Below are 14739 nucleotides of genomic sequence, written 5' to 3'. Positions count from 1 at the left end.
TGAAAGTGAAAGGACGAGTAGAGATTATTATTGGAGCCCAGTGGGGTGATGAAGGCAAGGGGCGTGTTGTAGATGCCCTTGGCAATCGAGTGGAAGTGTTTGCTCGTTATCAGGGAGGCGCCAATGCTGGACATACAGTGATTGTAGAAGGGGAAAAATATGTATTTCATCTTTTACCATCAGGAATGCTTTATCCCTGTAAATTGTGTGCTATAGGGAACGGAGTTGTTGTCGATCCTGAGCAGCTAATTAATGAGCTTAAAACATTACAGGAGCAGGGAAAAGATCGAGCCCGTCTTATCATTAGCGGATCAGCCCATGTCGTTATGCCTTATCATAAAATCCTTGATAAGGCCGACGAACAGTTTAGAAGTAAAGATAAAAAGATAGGAACTACAGGACGTGGAATCGGTCCGTGTTATGTTGATAAATTTAACCGTTGTGGCATTCGTATTGAAGATCTTCTTGATCCGGAAATACTGCGCGAGAAACTTTCCTTCAATCTTGATCTGAAAAACCTTATTTTAACGAAGGTTTATAATGCAGAACCTGTTGCTTTCGATGATGTGTATGCCCAGGCACTTTCCTGGGGAGAGACATTAGCTCCCTATGTTGCCGATGTCTCTTTAGCGTTGCAAGAAGCCATGTTAGAAGGTAAGGGCGTTCTTTTCGAAGGGGCTCAGGGTACCCTTCTTGATGTTGATCACGGAACGTATCCCTTTGTAACGAGTTCCTCACCTATAGCAGCTGGTGGCTGTGTTGGATTAGGGGTAGGTCCTTCCGATGTTGATCGTGTTATTGGTGTTGTAAAGGCCTATTGTACCCGTGTCGGCGAAGGTCCTTTCCCTACAGAAGATCTTGGAAACGATGGACAGACATTACGAGACAAGGGGGGAGAGTATGGAGCTACAACTGGCCGTCCTCGGCGCTGCGGTTGGCTTGACCTCGTAGCGCTTAAATATGCTGTACGCGTTAATGGTATGACTTCCATAGCTCTCACCAAACTTGATGTTCTTACTGGGTTTGACAAAATTAAAGTTTGTACCCACTATGAAGCAAATGGTAAAAAATACGAGAATTATTTGACGAATACATCCCTTCTTGAAAAGGCTACGCCAGTTTATACTACATTGGATGGTTGGAAAGAAGACCTCTCAGCCTGCCGAAACTTTGATGACTTGCCTGAGACAGCGAGAAAGTACGTGGAGTACATAGAGAAAGAGACAGGTGTACCTGTGCAACTTATAGGAGTTGGTCCGGGGAGAGATCAGACTATTATCAGGGGGCTTTAATACTGTCTTTTTTATTTGTAGAAATAGATTTTGCTTCCCTTAGCGATATTGACTCTCTTTGTTCTCTTGAAGTGGAAAAAGGTGGAGCCGCTTGGCCCCGCGAATTTATAGTGGAAGATATTAAAAACGGGCTGTCAGTGTATATGACAGCCCGTTGGCATTCTCGTATAGTTGGGCTTATCGTGTTAGAAAAGAAGAAAAATGCAATTATGATTAGTGATTTATTTGTTAGCAAGAGCCATAGGAAAAGAAAGATCGCTAGCCAATTACTTCTCGCAGCAGGTGAATTTTGCCTTAATGAGGGGTATAATAAATTGAAACTTCATGTTCGTGAAGATAACGAAACAGCAAGAAAATTATATTTAAATTTCGGATTTCGCGTAATTAAAAAAGAAGAACATTACTACGAAGATTTTGCTACGGCTTTACTTATGGAGACAAAACTTCCCTTTCATTGCAGCTAAGATGCACCTTTAAGTCTAAAATTATGTATTTAAAATTGTATACCAGACGAGTAGGCATAAAAAATGGTGGGCGACACAGGGTTCGAACCTGTGACCTCTTCCGTGTGAAGGAAGCGCTCTTCCACTGAGCTAGTCACCCACAATAGCAGGTATTATAGCTGTCTTATCTCATTATTTCAAGCCAATGAGATAAATTTTGTACATATAAAGCATATTCTTGATTCAAGGGTGATGCGTATGGTTGATATGTCTTTTCTATATGGCAAAAGTATGGATTTTTGGACGTATTGGGGTTTTGAACCATGGTCTCATAATTTGATGAGGGGGGTTTATCGAAAGGTAACCTTCGTAAAAGATTCCCTTTTAGGGGAAGTCGGAAAGTATTATGCATATGATTATATAGTTTGGTCACATCAAGGGCGACATGACGCCGAATATATCCTCTCCACATGGAAACCAATTCCTGAAGTAATGACTCAGCGCTTCCTTTTCATAGAAGAAATTTCCAGTTTCCCCAAAAAAGTTAAGATGTTTTTCTTTGGCTTAAAAGGATTTATTGAAGTTTATTCTTACGTTCCGGGAACTAAATGGAATCCTAAAATTAAAGATTTGGCTCCATTAGTTAATAAAGCTCGGGAAATAGCCATTTCTGATATTTAGGGGGGTGATCTTGCCATAACGAAGAAAAGAGTAGTCCTTTTAATTTATGGAAATACATAATTTTTTGGAGGTGAAACAGATGTTAGCAATGCTATTCATTGTAGCAATAGTATTTTTTGCAATCGCATACCGCGTTCATGGGCGGTATATGGCACGTATTTATGAACTTAATAATGATAATCCTACTCCGGCTGAGACTATGTACGATGGCATAGACTATTGTCCCGCGCATCCAGCTGTTTTGCTTGGACACCACTTTGCTTCCATCGCTGGAGCTGGCCCGATTGTAGGACCTATTGCTGCTGCTAGTATGTTTGGATGGCTTCCTGCATATTTGTGGTGTCTTATCGGTTCTGCTTTCCTTGGTGGTCCGCACGATATGGGTGCTCTTGTTTCTTCAATGCGGCATAACGGAAAATCTGTTGGCGAAGTTGTTGACCACTGGATCGGACGGCGTGGAAAATTCTTTTTCCTGACTTTTACAATTTTAAGCCTTGTCCTCGTTGTTGCTGTTTTCCTTCAGCTTTCTGCAAATACCTTTGCTGCAGACCCAGCAGTTGCTTTTTCAAGTACTCTTTACATCTTTATGGCTGTTATCTTTGGTGTCCTTGTTTATAAGTATAATACGCCACTTTGGCTTATGACCCTTGTAATGGTTCCTATAGTAATCGGAGCTTGTTGGTATGGAAATTACGCTGATTGGGTAGCAGGCAGCTTTACTTATTCTATGCCCGCCTGGCGTTGGGTTCTAGCTGTTTATATTCTTCTAGCCTCTGTTCTTCCAGTGTGGCTTTTGTTACAGCCTCGCGACTATCTTGCTTCTTTCTTCCTTTATTTTGCTGTTATTATCGGTGCCATTGGAATGATTTTTGGTGGAAAATTTGAAGTTCAGCTCCCCGCTTTTAAGGGGTTTGTTGCAGGAACACAATATATGTGGCCTATGCTTTTTGTAATCGTTGCCTGTGGAGCCATTTCTGGTTTCCACTCCCTTGTAGGAAGCGGAACAACATCGAAACAGCTTCGTCGTGAAACAGATAGCACTCTTGTCGGTTATGGTTCTATGCTTCTTGAAGGAGTTGTTGCTGTTATCGCTATCGGTACTATCATGATTAGCGGTAAAATTCTTGAAGGTGGTCCAGTTGTTACGTATGCTCAAGGTTTTGGTAAATTTGCAGGCCTTGTCGGAATAGATCCTAAAATTGGTGCTTCATTGGGCGGATTGGCGATAAATTCTTTCTTGCTTACCTCTCTTGATACAGCAACACGTCTGACCCGTTATCAAATTCAGGAACTTACTAATATGAAGGTCGATAAATACACAGCAACAATTGTAGCGGTTGCTGCTGCAATGGCCTTGCTCCTTGTTAAAACAGTGGGACCTGATGGAAAGCCTATTCCGGCATGGGCGGCTATTTGGCCGATGTTTGGTGCAGCAAACCAGCTAGTTGCTGCTCTAGCTCTTCTTGCTGTCGGAGTTTGGATTGCCAAGGGGTTAAAGAAAAACAACTCTTTCCTTATGGTTCCAATGTGGTTTATGTTGGCGACAACAGTAGCTGCTTTGCTCATAATGATAAAAGAGAAGCTTACTGGCGTTCCTAATTATTTACTCGTTTCAATTTCTGTCATATTGTTGGTCTTAGCTGTCTTGATGGTGAGAGAGGCTTTCAATGCTCTAAAAACAAAAGATACTACGGAAGCGTAAATGAAAAAAGAGGTCGGAGAGCTATTCTCCGACCTCTTTTATTATTTTTCTGGTCTGCCGACGCTAAAAGACTTACTATTCCAAGATTTTCCTCGTTTTAACGGTTCTCCTTCAATCTTTGAAAGAAATCTGCTTCCGCAATAAGAACATCTCATTATCGGAGCTGTCGATTCTAATTCGAACTCTTTTTTGCATTCCAGACATTGGAACTTAGCCATATATAAACACCTCCATATAGATATCTCACGACGGCCTATTTATTATAATTGATTTGTGCTTTTAATGAAGATATTTAGTTATAATAATACAAATTTGTATTGTAATATTAACATGTTTTGAGAGAGGAGGTTTTTAATGACTATTCCAATCGGGAAATCAAGAAAAGAGATATCTTTGGTTCTTTGTGGAGCTGCTGGACAAGGAGTACAGACAGTTGAAGAGTTACTTATACGGGCTATACGTCATATTGGCTACAGCGTTTTTGCCAGTCGTGAATATATGTCTCGCGTAAGAGGAGGAAATAATTCTACAGAGATACGAATATCTCCTTGGCCAATACGGGCCTTTGTAGATCGTATCGATATAGCGGTGCCTTTAAGTTTGGGAGTCAGAGATAATATTTTGCGACGTATTTCGAAGGAAACGATTGTGATCTGCGATCAAGAGGATTTAGGCAGTGAAATAGAGAAGTTTAGGGGCTCTATATTAAATGTGAATATTAATGAAGTCGCAAGAGAAATTGGAGGGAAGGTCTTTTCTAATTTTATTGCTGCAGGCGTTATATTAGGTCTTATCGGTGGAGGAATGGAGTCGGCAAAAGCATTTTGTGATGAAAAGTTCAGTGGTAAAAAAGAGAAACTTGCAGAACAGAATAAGGTGGCCTTAGAGAGAGGCTATGTTATAGGAAGATCATATATTGGAGATGATTCTATTCTTCTTCCACCTGATCAGGCTATTAGATCTGCTCAAAGAGTTGTAATGAGTGGAACAGAAGCAGTCTCCTTAGGGGCTCTTTCTGCTGGATGTTCTTTTGTTACGGCATATCCCATGTCTCCTGCAACGGGAGTTTTAACATTTATGGCTCAAAAGGCTAAAGAGATGGAAATTATTGTTGAACAGGCTGAAGATGAAATTGCTGCAATAAATATGGCGATAGGGGCCTCATATTCAGGAGCCAGATCTATGGTTACGACGTCGGGAGGAGGTTTTGATCTTATGTGTGAAGGCGTCAGTCTGGCTGGAGTAATGGAGACACCTGTAGTTATCCATCTTGCTCAGCGTCCAGGGCCAGCTACTGGTATGGCTACACGTACAGAGCAAGGAGATCTTAATGTCGCTTTATATGGTGGACATGGCGAGTTTCCACGAGCTGTATTAGCGCCGGCTTCTCTTGAGGAAGCCTTCAGACTGTCATCAAAAGCCTTTTATTTGGCTGATACATATCAGATTCCCGTTATTCTCATGACAGATCAATACTTTCTCAACACATATTATGATATGGCTATGCCTGATGTGAAGGGTACGTTGGTCCCCCCTGCAATTGTTGAAGCGAATGACAATTACAGACGGTACGAGATAACTCATGATGGAATTTCACCGCGAGCTGTTCCAGGATATGGAAATGGGTTGGTTGGAGCAGATAGTCATGAACATGATGAGATTGGACATGTGTACGAAGACTTTGATCTTCGTGAACGTATGGTTCAAAAGCGCTTGCGAAAGATTGAGAGCATGCAGAAGGATATCGAAGAGCCGTTACTAATTGGTCCAGAAGATTTTAGAACGCTTATTATTGGATGGGGGTCAAGCTTCCATATTATTGAAGAGACGTTGGAGTTTATAGGACGTTCTGATACAGCTTTAATGCATTTTCAACAGATCTATCCACTTCCTCAAAACATAGGAATGAAGTTGGAACAAGCACAAAAGATTATCGTTATAGAAGGAAATAAAACGGGTCAATTTGCAAGATTATTGACACAACATACAGGGAGGATGATTGATTATGTTCTTCCTTATTATTCTGGGTTGCAATTCTCAGTAGAGCAACTGACGCGAGACCTTGATTCTTGTTTAAACGGGGAGGTGCTGTAGATGACTACGCCGAAAATTTTCGACCTTCCAGAAGCTGATATAGCGTGGTGTCCGGGATGTGGCGATTTTAAAATACTTGAAGCTCTCAAATCTGCTTTTTCACAATTAAACTGGCAACCTAATGATGTAGTTGTTGTATCTGGTATAGGTCAGGCTGCGAAGACACCCCATTTTATAAAATGTCATTTTTTTAATGGTTTACACGGTAGAGCTCTTTCCAACGCGACAGGAATTAAAATAGCTAATCCAAAACTGAATGTTATAGCTATAGGTGGAGATGGAGATATGTATGGGGAGGGCGGAAATCATTTTATCCATACTATTCGTCGGAATCCTGACATTACAAATTTGGTCTATAACAATATGGTTTATGGTTTAACGAAGGGACAAGCCTCTCCTACAAGTTTTACTGGTTTTAAAACACCTGTTCAAGTAGATGGCGTATTTGCCACTCCTTTTAACCCTTTAGCTGTTGCCATTGTTTTGGGGGCTACTTTTGTTGCACGAGCTTTTGCAGGAGATGTGGAACAAACAACCTACCTAATAAAACAGGCTATTGAACATCGTGGCTATGCGCTAATCGATATATTTCAACCGTGTGTTTCCTTTAATAAGATAAATACATATAAATGGTACGAAGAGAATACATATTATATTGATGATACTCATGATCCTGAAAACCAGATCTCTGCGCTTTCTTTAGCGCTAAAGAAAGATAAATTCCCTTTAGGTGTTTTGTATAAGCAGGAAGGAAGAAAAACATTTGAGGAGAATTTTTCTCTGTATAAAGAAAAAAGAACGCCTCTTTTTCAAAGAAGTGCTAAAATCAGAGAAATTGAAACTTGTATTACAGGTATGATGTGAGAACGAAAAGGATGTTTCTTGAAAGGGAGGGAAGAATAAATGGAAGGGTTAATTCCGTTAGGATATGAAGCTCCTGATTTTTCGTCAAGAGACCAAAACGGTAAAAACGTAATTCTTTCCACTTTGATAGGGAAAAATATCTTGCTTTCTTTTCATCCTTTAGCTTGGACAAGTGTTTGTCAAGCGCAAGTCAATACAATAGATACTCATATGAGACTTTTTGATAAATTAAATACTATACCTTTTGCTCTCAGTGTAGACTCATATGCCAGCAAAAAGGCATGGAGTGACGCCCTTGGAATAAAAAAGCTACAATTCCTTTCTGATTTTTGGCCTCATGGTTCTATAGCGAGACAATATGGCGTCTTTAGAGAACAAGATGGAATTTCTTCTCGTGCGAATATACTTCTCAATGAGAAACATGAAGTCATTTTTACTAAAATATACGGACTGGAAGAAACACCTGATCTTCGAGAAATAATCTTCGTACTTAAAGATTACACTCGAACTGAAATCCCTAATATTGAAATTGAAATACAAAGATGCATGAAAGATGCTCTGGGTAGAACTGTCTGTATCAAAGATAGCAGAGCCAAAGGTATCGATGCAACAAACTAGATGAGAAAACCCCCCAGTTCTCGGGGGGTTAATTTTGCCAGTTGAGGCTGAGTATTTTCTTCCAAGAGAAATTAATAATAGCTTCTCGCGATGGAGTTTGCCCTTTTCCCATTTTTTCAAAATCGTCGTAAAGGTTGTTATAGGCGTTTTTTATTACTGGGTCCGTTTCTGCTTGACGCACGAGTTCCGTAATAGGTAGAAGCTGCTTGTAAACTTCAGGGACAAGCACAAAGTTAGGACCATCACGTGTAAGTCCGACTGTGTAGACAAATGTGAGAAGGGAAGAACTTTCTCTTTCTATATTTTCTAACTCAGAATATGACGGAAGTGTTGGAGATACATAGAGAAAAACATCATCAGGCATGGATAATTGCAAAGGTAAAGAGTCCCAACATGAACCCCCTGCTGGTGTAATGGCTAGCCATGCTCGAGGCGTTTCTGTGAGAGAGGTGATCCAAAGAAAGTAAACTTTGGAAGTGTTGCTATCAACAAATGAGAGTCGCCATATAAGGTCAGGGCAAAGATCACTGTCTGCCAGAGGTTGGCGCCACGCACTACCGGTGATCTTTTTCCCTTGAAGCACATTGAGTGGATGAAGTCCCGCTGGGGAACGAAGCCAAGCTTCTTTGATAACGCCTCTATCACTTTGTATCGTCAAGGCCAGAGGATGTCCTGGCACAGAGTATATTCTAGTTGTAGTTGCTGCTTCCAAGGAAAGAGGTGCTGTTAAAAGAAGACAGACCATATAAAAGATGAAAGAAATTCTGATCTTTTTAAAAGACATAAATGCTAAACACCTCCTGTTTTACAAACTTGAAATTTTAATTAAAGTTTCATCTTGTAGATTGAGTTTTTGCGCAAGCGCATCAATAGTTGTCTTTGAAAGAGGATGAACCCAATCTGGTGCTATTTGTGCCAATGGGACAAGAACGAAAGCTCTTTTATACATTTCAGGATGAGGAATGCATAAGGTGGAGCTTGTATAGGTTTGTCCATTTTCTAAAAGTAAAATATCAATGTCTATTTCTCTCGGTCCCCAGTGAACTCTTTGTACACGACCTATTTCTTGCTCTATGGTCTTTATAGTAGAAAGCAACTCTTCAGGTTTTGCTTCAGTTTCTATAATTACACACGCATTTAAAAAACGAGGCTGTTGTGTCACGCCTACTGGAGCGGTTTCAAAAATATCACTTTTTGCAATAATGGCGATCTTTTTTTCTTTCAACAGCTGCACTGCCTTTCGCAGATTTCCCATTCGATCACCAATGTTGCTGCCTATTCCTAATGCAACGCGCATCACATTTCTGCCTCCCTTACCGCTTCTACCATTTTTATAACATCATGTGTAGCCTCTACGTCGTGAACTCTAACGAGTTCTACTCCTTCTTGTGCGCAATGAGCAGAAACTGCAAGGGTTCCATAAAGGCGAGACTGAAGGTCCTCTTTGGCGAGAATAGTTTTTATAAAACCTTTTCGCGAGTGTCCAATGAGAAGAGGATGGCCTAAACTTCTAAACGATTGTATTGACTTCAAAATACGGAGATTATCTTCTAACCGTTTTCCAAAACCTATGCCTGGGTCAATAATAATACGCTCTGCTGAGACACCCGCATCTTGAAGCCTTTGTAGCTTTTCTTTGAAATAGTCGAGGCTTTCCCCAATAACATCATTATAATACGGGTTTGTTTGCATATTCTTAGGGGCCCCCTGAATATGGGAAAGAACATAGGGTAACGTAGTCTGAGCTACTGCCTCAAGCATTTTATCATCAAGGGAGAAACCGGAGATATCATTAATAATATCTGCACCGTTTTCTGCTGCAATTGTTGCAATTTCCCCTTTATAGGTGTCTACTGAAATAATCGCTTCAGGAAACTCTTTTCTTAATGACTGAAGAGAGGGGAGTAAGCGTTCTTTTTCTTCCTCTTCGCTAATAGGATCAGCACCTGGACGAGTCGATTCAGCCCCTAGATCAAGAATGTCAGCTCCTGTTTCAAGCATGTGTTCTGCCTGCTTCAGTAGGTCAGCAATGGATTCTAAGCGGCTTCCAGCGTAAAAGGAATCGGGGGTGGCGTTAAGGATGCCCATAATTTTTGTTTCTCCCTGCTTTAAATTTAGAAAACGACCTCTCGGAAGTGGTAATTTCCATGATGAAGCAAAATATTTTTTAAAAGAAACTGCTAACTCTTTTCGTATTTTTTCAATGCCCCAACATGACATGGCTTCCAGTTTAGGAAAAAGTGCTTTGTATTGTCCTTCTGTTCCTATAAGAAGAACATTACTATATTTGCTCTGTGCATCTATAACATTGCGATGAACAACAGCATCTCCACCTCTGGCAAGCATCTCTTGCTTGAGATAGGCGGCGGCACGAAAATCAACATCTGGAATCCAAAAAGCGAAGACTTCTCGTTTAGGAACAAAATATGCCACTGATCGGGGATCAGCTCCTACTTTTGCTATCAAAGATACGAGGTCTTTATTACTCTTGATTTTTACTGGGTATATAGCCAATGAACTATTCCCTTCCTTTAGTGATTAATAAGCATGAAACACAAAGATAATAAGTCCTCTCATAAAGGAGGTCAAGAAAAAGACTAAATCCACTCGGTTTGTACTTTTTTCAGATGAAATGTCTGATTTAATGAGAAAAGGCTATACCCTCGTTTTTCATCATGAGTAAGAACGCTATACGAAGCTGTATCCATGTGAGTTTTCCAGAAATATGGTTCAGGTATATGAATACAAGCTGCAATGAGAGGTTTAAGAACTGTACGATGGGAGACCACAACAAAAGTTTCGCCTTTATGTCTTTTCACGAGCTCATTGAGAGTTTGTATGGAACGCTTTTGAACATCGGCAAGAGTTTCAGCGCCAGGGAGAGACAATTTTTCCGGATAGGTAAGCCACATCTGCCATTCCGAAGGATATTCAAGTGCTATATCCGTTTTGAGCCGGCCTTCCCAGGAACTGAAGTTAATATTATTTATCCCTTCTAGAATCTCAACTTTTTCTATTGAGCATGATGTAGCTATTGCTGACGCTGTCTGGCGAGCTCTGAGCAAGGGACTTGTATATGCATATTGAGGAGAGAGAGCAATAAGGGCTTTCCCCAGATCAGAAGCTTGCTCTAGCCCTCTTTCGTTAAGTGGATAGTCGACTCGTCCTCGGAATCGTTCTTCCTTGTTCCCTTGGCACTCACCGTGACGAGCGAGAATAATAGTGGTGTGTTTATATTGAGATGCCATATAAAAGCCTCCTCACACTTTAAAAGGTATTTTTATCTTTATATCAAAAGAAAGTATAACAAAAAAAAGTATAACAAAAAGGCTGACCAGTCTTGACAATACACCCCAGGGTTGATAATCTACCTTTTGTAAACATGAGGGCTAGCACTCATTGGCATAGAGTGCTAATACGTCCTCAAGAGGAGGGAGCTTTGTGCTTACCGAGCGACAACTAGAGATCGTTCTTGCCGTTGTTTATGAGTATATACAGACTGGGGAACCTGCCGGTTCCAGAACAATTGCTCGTAAATACTTAAAAGGTTGCAGTGCTGCCACGGTAAGGAATGAGATGTACGATCTTGAGCAGATGGGGTATTTTTACCAGCCTCATACGTCAGCCGGGCGACTTCCTACGTCTAGAGCATATCGTCTTTATGTCGACTCTATATTGCATCGAAGAAGAATTGCACCTGTGGGGTTTAAAAGTTGGAGAAATGGTATCAAAGACCAAAAGCAAGGTATTGAATCCATTCTTTCGTATGCCTCTCAACTCTTGGGCCGGGTTACAAATTATGTCGGTGTGGCTGCCATATCCTCTCTTCACGAAGTGGAAATACAGAGGGTAGATTTTGTCCGTCTTGGGGGAAATGCCGTTCTCGTAATACTCGTTCTTCAAGGTGGCCTTGTTCACCATAATAATGTTACCCTGCCGTGTGAGCTTTCCCAAGAAACTCTTGACGAGTTGGCTCGTCGTATAAATATGATTGTTGTCGGACATCCGTGGGCTGAAGTTCGCCAGGTTCTTTCTTCTTATGTTCTTGAGGGACTGGAAAGATTGTCAGAGGCGTGCCATGTTGCTATCCTTCAAATGGACGACATGTTGCAGAAATATAACTATAAGCTTTTTGTCGGAGGCGCCCAGCATATTCTCAGTTTGCCTGATTTTCAGGACATTAGTAAGTTGCAGGCTATAATTTCACTTCTTGAAGAAGAATCGGCTATGGTAGATATGGTAGACCGGTGTTCTATCGATCTTGGAGTTAACGTGACCATTGGTGATGAAAATCCTGAAGAAGGAATGCAAGATTGCTCAGTGCTTATGGTTCCTTCCCGTAAAAGAGGGCGCAAAACTGTATTGGGGATTATTGGTCCCATACGAATGGATTATGAAAAAACTATTACAGTCCTCGAAGCCATGATGGCTGACATTGAGAAAGAAAATATCGATTAATAATATTTAAGGAGGTTTCACCTTTATGGCCCCTGTAGATAAAGATAAATGTGAAAGACAAGACGATCAGGTCGTTCAGGAAAACCAGACCGATGTGTTAGAAGAGTCTGCACATCTTATTGAGAATGAGGATGAGATGGAAATCTTAGTTAAAGAAAAAGAAGAGATGGAAAAAGTTATAGAAGAGCTTAAAACGGAGAATAGTGCCCTTAAAACAGCTGCAGCTTCGGCCAGGGCTGATTTTTTTAATTTTAAAAACAGGGTAGAGCGAGATAAAGAGAGGTATATCCGTTTAGCTAATGAGGATTTGATTTTGCAGTTATTGCCAGTTCTCGATAACTTCGATAGAGCGTTGAATCAATCGGGTGATTTTGCAGAAGATGATATACGAAAGGGTGTCTTGATGATTCGTAGGCAGTTTTTCGGAGTTTTGGAGAGTGCCGGTGTCTCTGAGATTCCTACTGTGGGAGAGAGTTTTTCACCCCTTTGCCACGAAGCGGTAGGAATAGAAGCCGTTGATGATCCTCAAAAAGATGGAGTTATCGTAACAGAACTTCAAACGGGGTATAAGATCGGGGATAAGGTTGTTCGAGCATCTAGAGTAAAAGTAGGCAAATATGTAGGTAAAAAAGATTCTGATGCGAGTATAAATAGCGATAAAGATAAGGAAAAAGACGCATAGCGCGTTAATATTTAAAAATACATACAAAAAACTAACTCTTTTTTATAGAGGTGATATTCATGTCAAAAGTAGTAGGAATAGACCTTGGGACAACGAATAGCTGTATTGCCGTTAAAGAAGGCGACAGCGTTACTATTATCCCTAATGCTGAAGGAGCCAGAACCACTCCATCTGTTGTAGCGTTCACGAAAGATAATGAAAGACTTGTGGGCCAGTTAGCCAAACGTCAGGCTATTGTCAATGCCGATCGTACTATTATGTCGATTAAACGAGACATGGGTACTGAAAAGACCGTGAAAGTTGACGATAAGCCGTATACGCCGCAAGAGATTTCAGCCATGGTTTTACAAAAAATGAAGCGTGATGCAGAGGACTATCTTGGCGAGTCTGTTACGAAGGCTGTCATAACGGTTCCTGCATATTTTACAGACGCTCAGCGTCAGGCAACGAAGGACGCAGGAACAATTGCGGGGCTTGAAGTATTACGTATTATCAACGAGCCTACAGCTGCCTGCCTTGCCTATGGAGATTCTAAACAGGGCGAGAGTAAGTTGCTTGTTTTTGACCTTGGCGGCGGAACCTTCGATGTTTCCATCCTTGATGTAGGAGAAGGAGTATACGAAGTACTTGCAACATCTGGAGATAACAGACTCGGCGGAGATGATTGGGATAACTGCATTGTCGAGTGGATGGTAAGTGAGTTTAAGAAGGCCGAAGGTATTGATTTAAATAATGACCGTATGGCTTTGCAGCGTTTGCGTGAAGCTGCTGAGAAAGCTAAGGTAGAGCTTTCTTCTATGCCTGAAACAACCATCTCCTTGCCTTTCATTACGGCGAATGAGACTGGTCCCAAACATCTTGAAATGTCTCTTTCCCGCGCTAAATTTGAGGAGCTTACATATAACCTTATGGCAAGAGTAGAAGGGCCTGTAAAGCGTGCGTTAAAGGATTCAGGCTTAACAGCTAACGAGATCGATAAAGTATTGCTTGTTGGTGGTTCCTCTCGTATGCCTATGGTTCAGAAGAAGATTAAAGATCTGCTTGGAAAGGAACCGACCAAAGGCATTAACCCTGATGAATGCGTAGCTGCAGGAGCTGCTATTCAGGGAGCGATTTTATCTGGAGACCATAAAGATATAGTTCTAGTTGATGTCACTCCTCTTTCTTTGGGAATTGAGACTCTTGGTGGCGTCTTCACAAAGATAATTGAACGAAATACAGCTATTCCTGTTTCTCGTAGCCAAGTCTTTACGACAGCTGCAGACAACCAGAACCAGGTTGAAATAATGGTTTTGCAGGGAGAGCGTCCTATGGCTGCTGATAACGTAAAGCTGGGAAGTTTCGTTCTTGACGGGATTCCTGCAGCACCACGGGGAATACCCCAGATTGAGGTCACATTTAATATAGACGTCAATGGAATTTTGAACGTATCTGCGAAGGATAAAGGAACAGGTAAGGAGCAGAAAATTACAATTCAGTCTTCAAGGCTTTCCGATGACGAAATCGATAAGATGACGAAGCAGGCAGAGGAAAACGAAGCAGAAGACCAGAAACGTAAAGAAGCGGCAGAAATTAAGAATGAGGCCGATGGCGTTGTATATCAGGCCGAAAAATTAATGAGAGATCACGGCGATAAAATATCTGCTGAGGAAAAAGGAAAAATTAATACGGCTATAGAAAATGTAAAGAAATCCCTTGAAGGTTCTGACTTAGAGAAGATGAAAGAGGCCAAAGAGGCTCTTATTAAACAAATTCAAGAGTTTTCCACTCGCTTGTATAGTCAGGCTGGAGCTGATTCCAATCCAGGCGCCGAAGAATCACAGCAGAGTGCAGACTCTGAGCAGGCTGGAGAAACAGTAGACGCTGAATTTAGTGATCAGAGTCAGGCGTAAGGGGTGATCTGAG

General features: G+C 41.2%; 15 protein-coding genes and 1 tRNA gene. 10 read left to right on the top strand and 6 right to left on the bottom strand.

What is annotated here, in order from left to right; genetic code table 11:
- Window positions 1-5: 5 nt before the first annotated feature.
- A complete protein-coding gene (locus tag ACZ5GY_RS07495; protein ID WP_213690237.1) occupies window positions 6-1292 on the top strand; it encodes an adenylosuccinate synthase in 1287 nt (428 codons plus the stop codon).
- A 71-nt stretch (window positions 1293-1363) separates the two neighbouring features.
- Entirely contained in the window at window positions 1364-1756 is a 393-nt protein-coding gene (locus ACZ5GY_RS07490; RefSeq protein WP_307879839.1) for a GNAT family N-acetyltransferase, read from the top strand.
- A gap of 64 nt (window positions 1757-1820) precedes the next feature.
- Here ACZ5GY_RS07490 and ACZ5GY_RS07485 read toward each other — a convergent pair.
- Window positions 1821-1895: transfer RNA gene (locus ACZ5GY_RS07485), tRNA-Val, on the bottom strand.
- Between the two features lie 107 nt (window positions 1896-2002).
- Between ACZ5GY_RS07485 and ACZ5GY_RS07480 the strand changes: the two genes are divergently transcribed.
- Both ACZ5GY_RS07480 and ACZ5GY_RS07475 read left to right on the top strand, forming a co-directional pair.
- Complete coding sequence (locus ACZ5GY_RS07480; RefSeq protein WP_464111713.1) at window positions 2003-2416, top strand: hypothetical protein; 414 nt, start codon at window positions 2003-2005, stop codon at window positions 2414-2416.
- Window positions 2417-2495: 79 nt separating this feature from the next.
- Entirely contained in the window at window positions 2496-4118 is a 1623-nt protein-coding gene (locus ACZ5GY_RS07475; protein ID WP_213690798.1) for a carbon starvation CstA family protein, read from the top strand.
- Window positions 4119-4159: 41 nt separating this feature from the next.
- On the opposite strand, the gene ACZ5GY_RS07470 is transcribed toward ACZ5GY_RS07475, so the two are convergent.
- Window positions 4160-4336, bottom strand: coding sequence for a TFIIB-type zinc ribbon-containing protein (locus ACZ5GY_RS07470; protein WP_213690799.1), 177 nt, complete (start codon window positions 4334-4336; stop codon window positions 4160-4162).
- A gap of 136 nt (window positions 4337-4472) precedes the next feature.
- On the opposite strand from ACZ5GY_RS07470, the gene ACZ5GY_RS07465 reads away from it, so the two are divergent.
- The 3 genes from ACZ5GY_RS07465 to ACZ5GY_RS07455 are packed head-to-tail and all read left to right on the top strand — an operon-like array spanning window position 4473 to window position 7694.
- The gene (locus ACZ5GY_RS07465; RefSeq protein ID WP_213690800.1) at window positions 4473-6212 is read left to right on the top strand and encodes a 2-oxoacid:acceptor oxidoreductase subunit alpha; all 1740 of its coding nucleotides are present in this window, start codon (window positions 4473-4475) and stop codon (window positions 6210-6212) included.
- Window positions 6213-7076: a thiamine pyrophosphate-dependent enzyme gene (locus ACZ5GY_RS07460; RefSeq protein ID WP_213701271.1), complete on the top strand. Its 864-nt coding sequence runs from the start codon at window positions 6213-6215 to the stop codon at window positions 7074-7076. It abuts the gene before it with no gap.
- Window positions 7077-7115: 39 nt separating this feature from the next.
- Window positions 7116-7694 carry a redoxin domain-containing protein gene (locus ACZ5GY_RS07455; protein WP_213695390.1) on the top strand — a complete coding sequence of 193 codons (579 nt, stop codon included), beginning with the start codon at window positions 7116-7118 and terminating at the stop codon, window positions 7692-7694.
- 28 nt (window positions 7695-7722) lie between these two features.
- Here the strand turns inward: ACZ5GY_RS07455 and ACZ5GY_RS07450 are convergent, their stop codons facing one another.
- The 4 genes from ACZ5GY_RS07450 to ACZ5GY_RS07435 all read right to left on the bottom strand — a co-directional run bounded on the left by ACZ5GY_RS07450 (window position 7723) and on the right by ACZ5GY_RS07435 (window position 10942).
- Window positions 7723-8478 carry a hypothetical protein gene (locus ACZ5GY_RS07450; protein ID WP_213690803.1) on the bottom strand — a complete coding sequence of 252 codons (756 nt, stop codon included), beginning with the start codon at window positions 8476-8478 and terminating at the stop codon, window positions 7723-7725.
- 21 nt (window positions 8479-8499) lie between these two features.
- A complete protein-coding gene (gene folK, locus ACZ5GY_RS07445) occupies window positions 8500-8991 on the bottom strand; it encodes a 2-amino-4-hydroxy-6-hydroxymethyldihydropteridine diphosphokinase (protein WP_213690867.1) in 492 nt (163 codons plus the stop codon).
- Window positions 8991-10208: a dihydropteroate synthase gene (gene folP / locus ACZ5GY_RS07440; RefSeq protein WP_464111712.1), complete on the bottom strand. Its 1218-nt coding sequence runs from the start codon at window positions 10206-10208 to the stop codon at window positions 8991-8993. The genes folK and folP overlap by 1 nt, the downstream gene beginning before the upstream one ends.
- An 83-nt stretch (window positions 10209-10291) precedes the next feature.
- On the bottom strand, window positions 10292-10942 hold the full coding sequence (locus ACZ5GY_RS07435) for a histidine phosphatase family protein (RefSeq protein WP_213690804.1): 651 nt from the start codon (window positions 10940-10942) through the stop codon (window positions 10292-10294).
- A gap of 193 nt (window positions 10943-11135) precedes the next feature.
- Here ACZ5GY_RS07435 and hrcA point away from each other — a divergent pair, with 193 nt between their 5' ends.
- From hrcA to dnaK, 3 genes are read left to right on the top strand one after another with little or no spacing between them, the layout of a single operon-like run.
- A complete protein-coding gene (gene hrcA / locus ACZ5GY_RS07430) occupies window positions 11136-12152 on the top strand; it encodes a heat-inducible transcriptional repressor HrcA (protein ID WP_213690805.1) in 1017 nt (338 codons plus the stop codon).
- A gap of 25 nt (window positions 12153-12177) precedes the next feature.
- Window positions 12178-12834, top strand: a complete 657-nt coding sequence (locus ACZ5GY_RS07425; protein WP_213690806.1) for a nucleotide exchange factor GrpE — start codon at window positions 12178-12180, stop codon at window positions 12832-12834.
- Between the two features lie 59 nt (window positions 12835-12893).
- On the top strand, window positions 12894-14726 hold the full coding sequence (dnaK, locus tag ACZ5GY_RS07420) for a molecular chaperone DnaK (RefSeq protein WP_213690807.1): 1833 nt from the start codon (window positions 12894-12896) through the stop codon (window positions 14724-14726).
- Window positions 14727-14739: the final 13 nt, after the last annotated feature.

The sequence above is a fragment of the Aminobacterium thunnarium genome (assembly GCF_055390565.1).
Note: the sequence above shows the minus strand (reverse complement) of the source record. Positions and strands in the feature narration are given on the sequence as shown.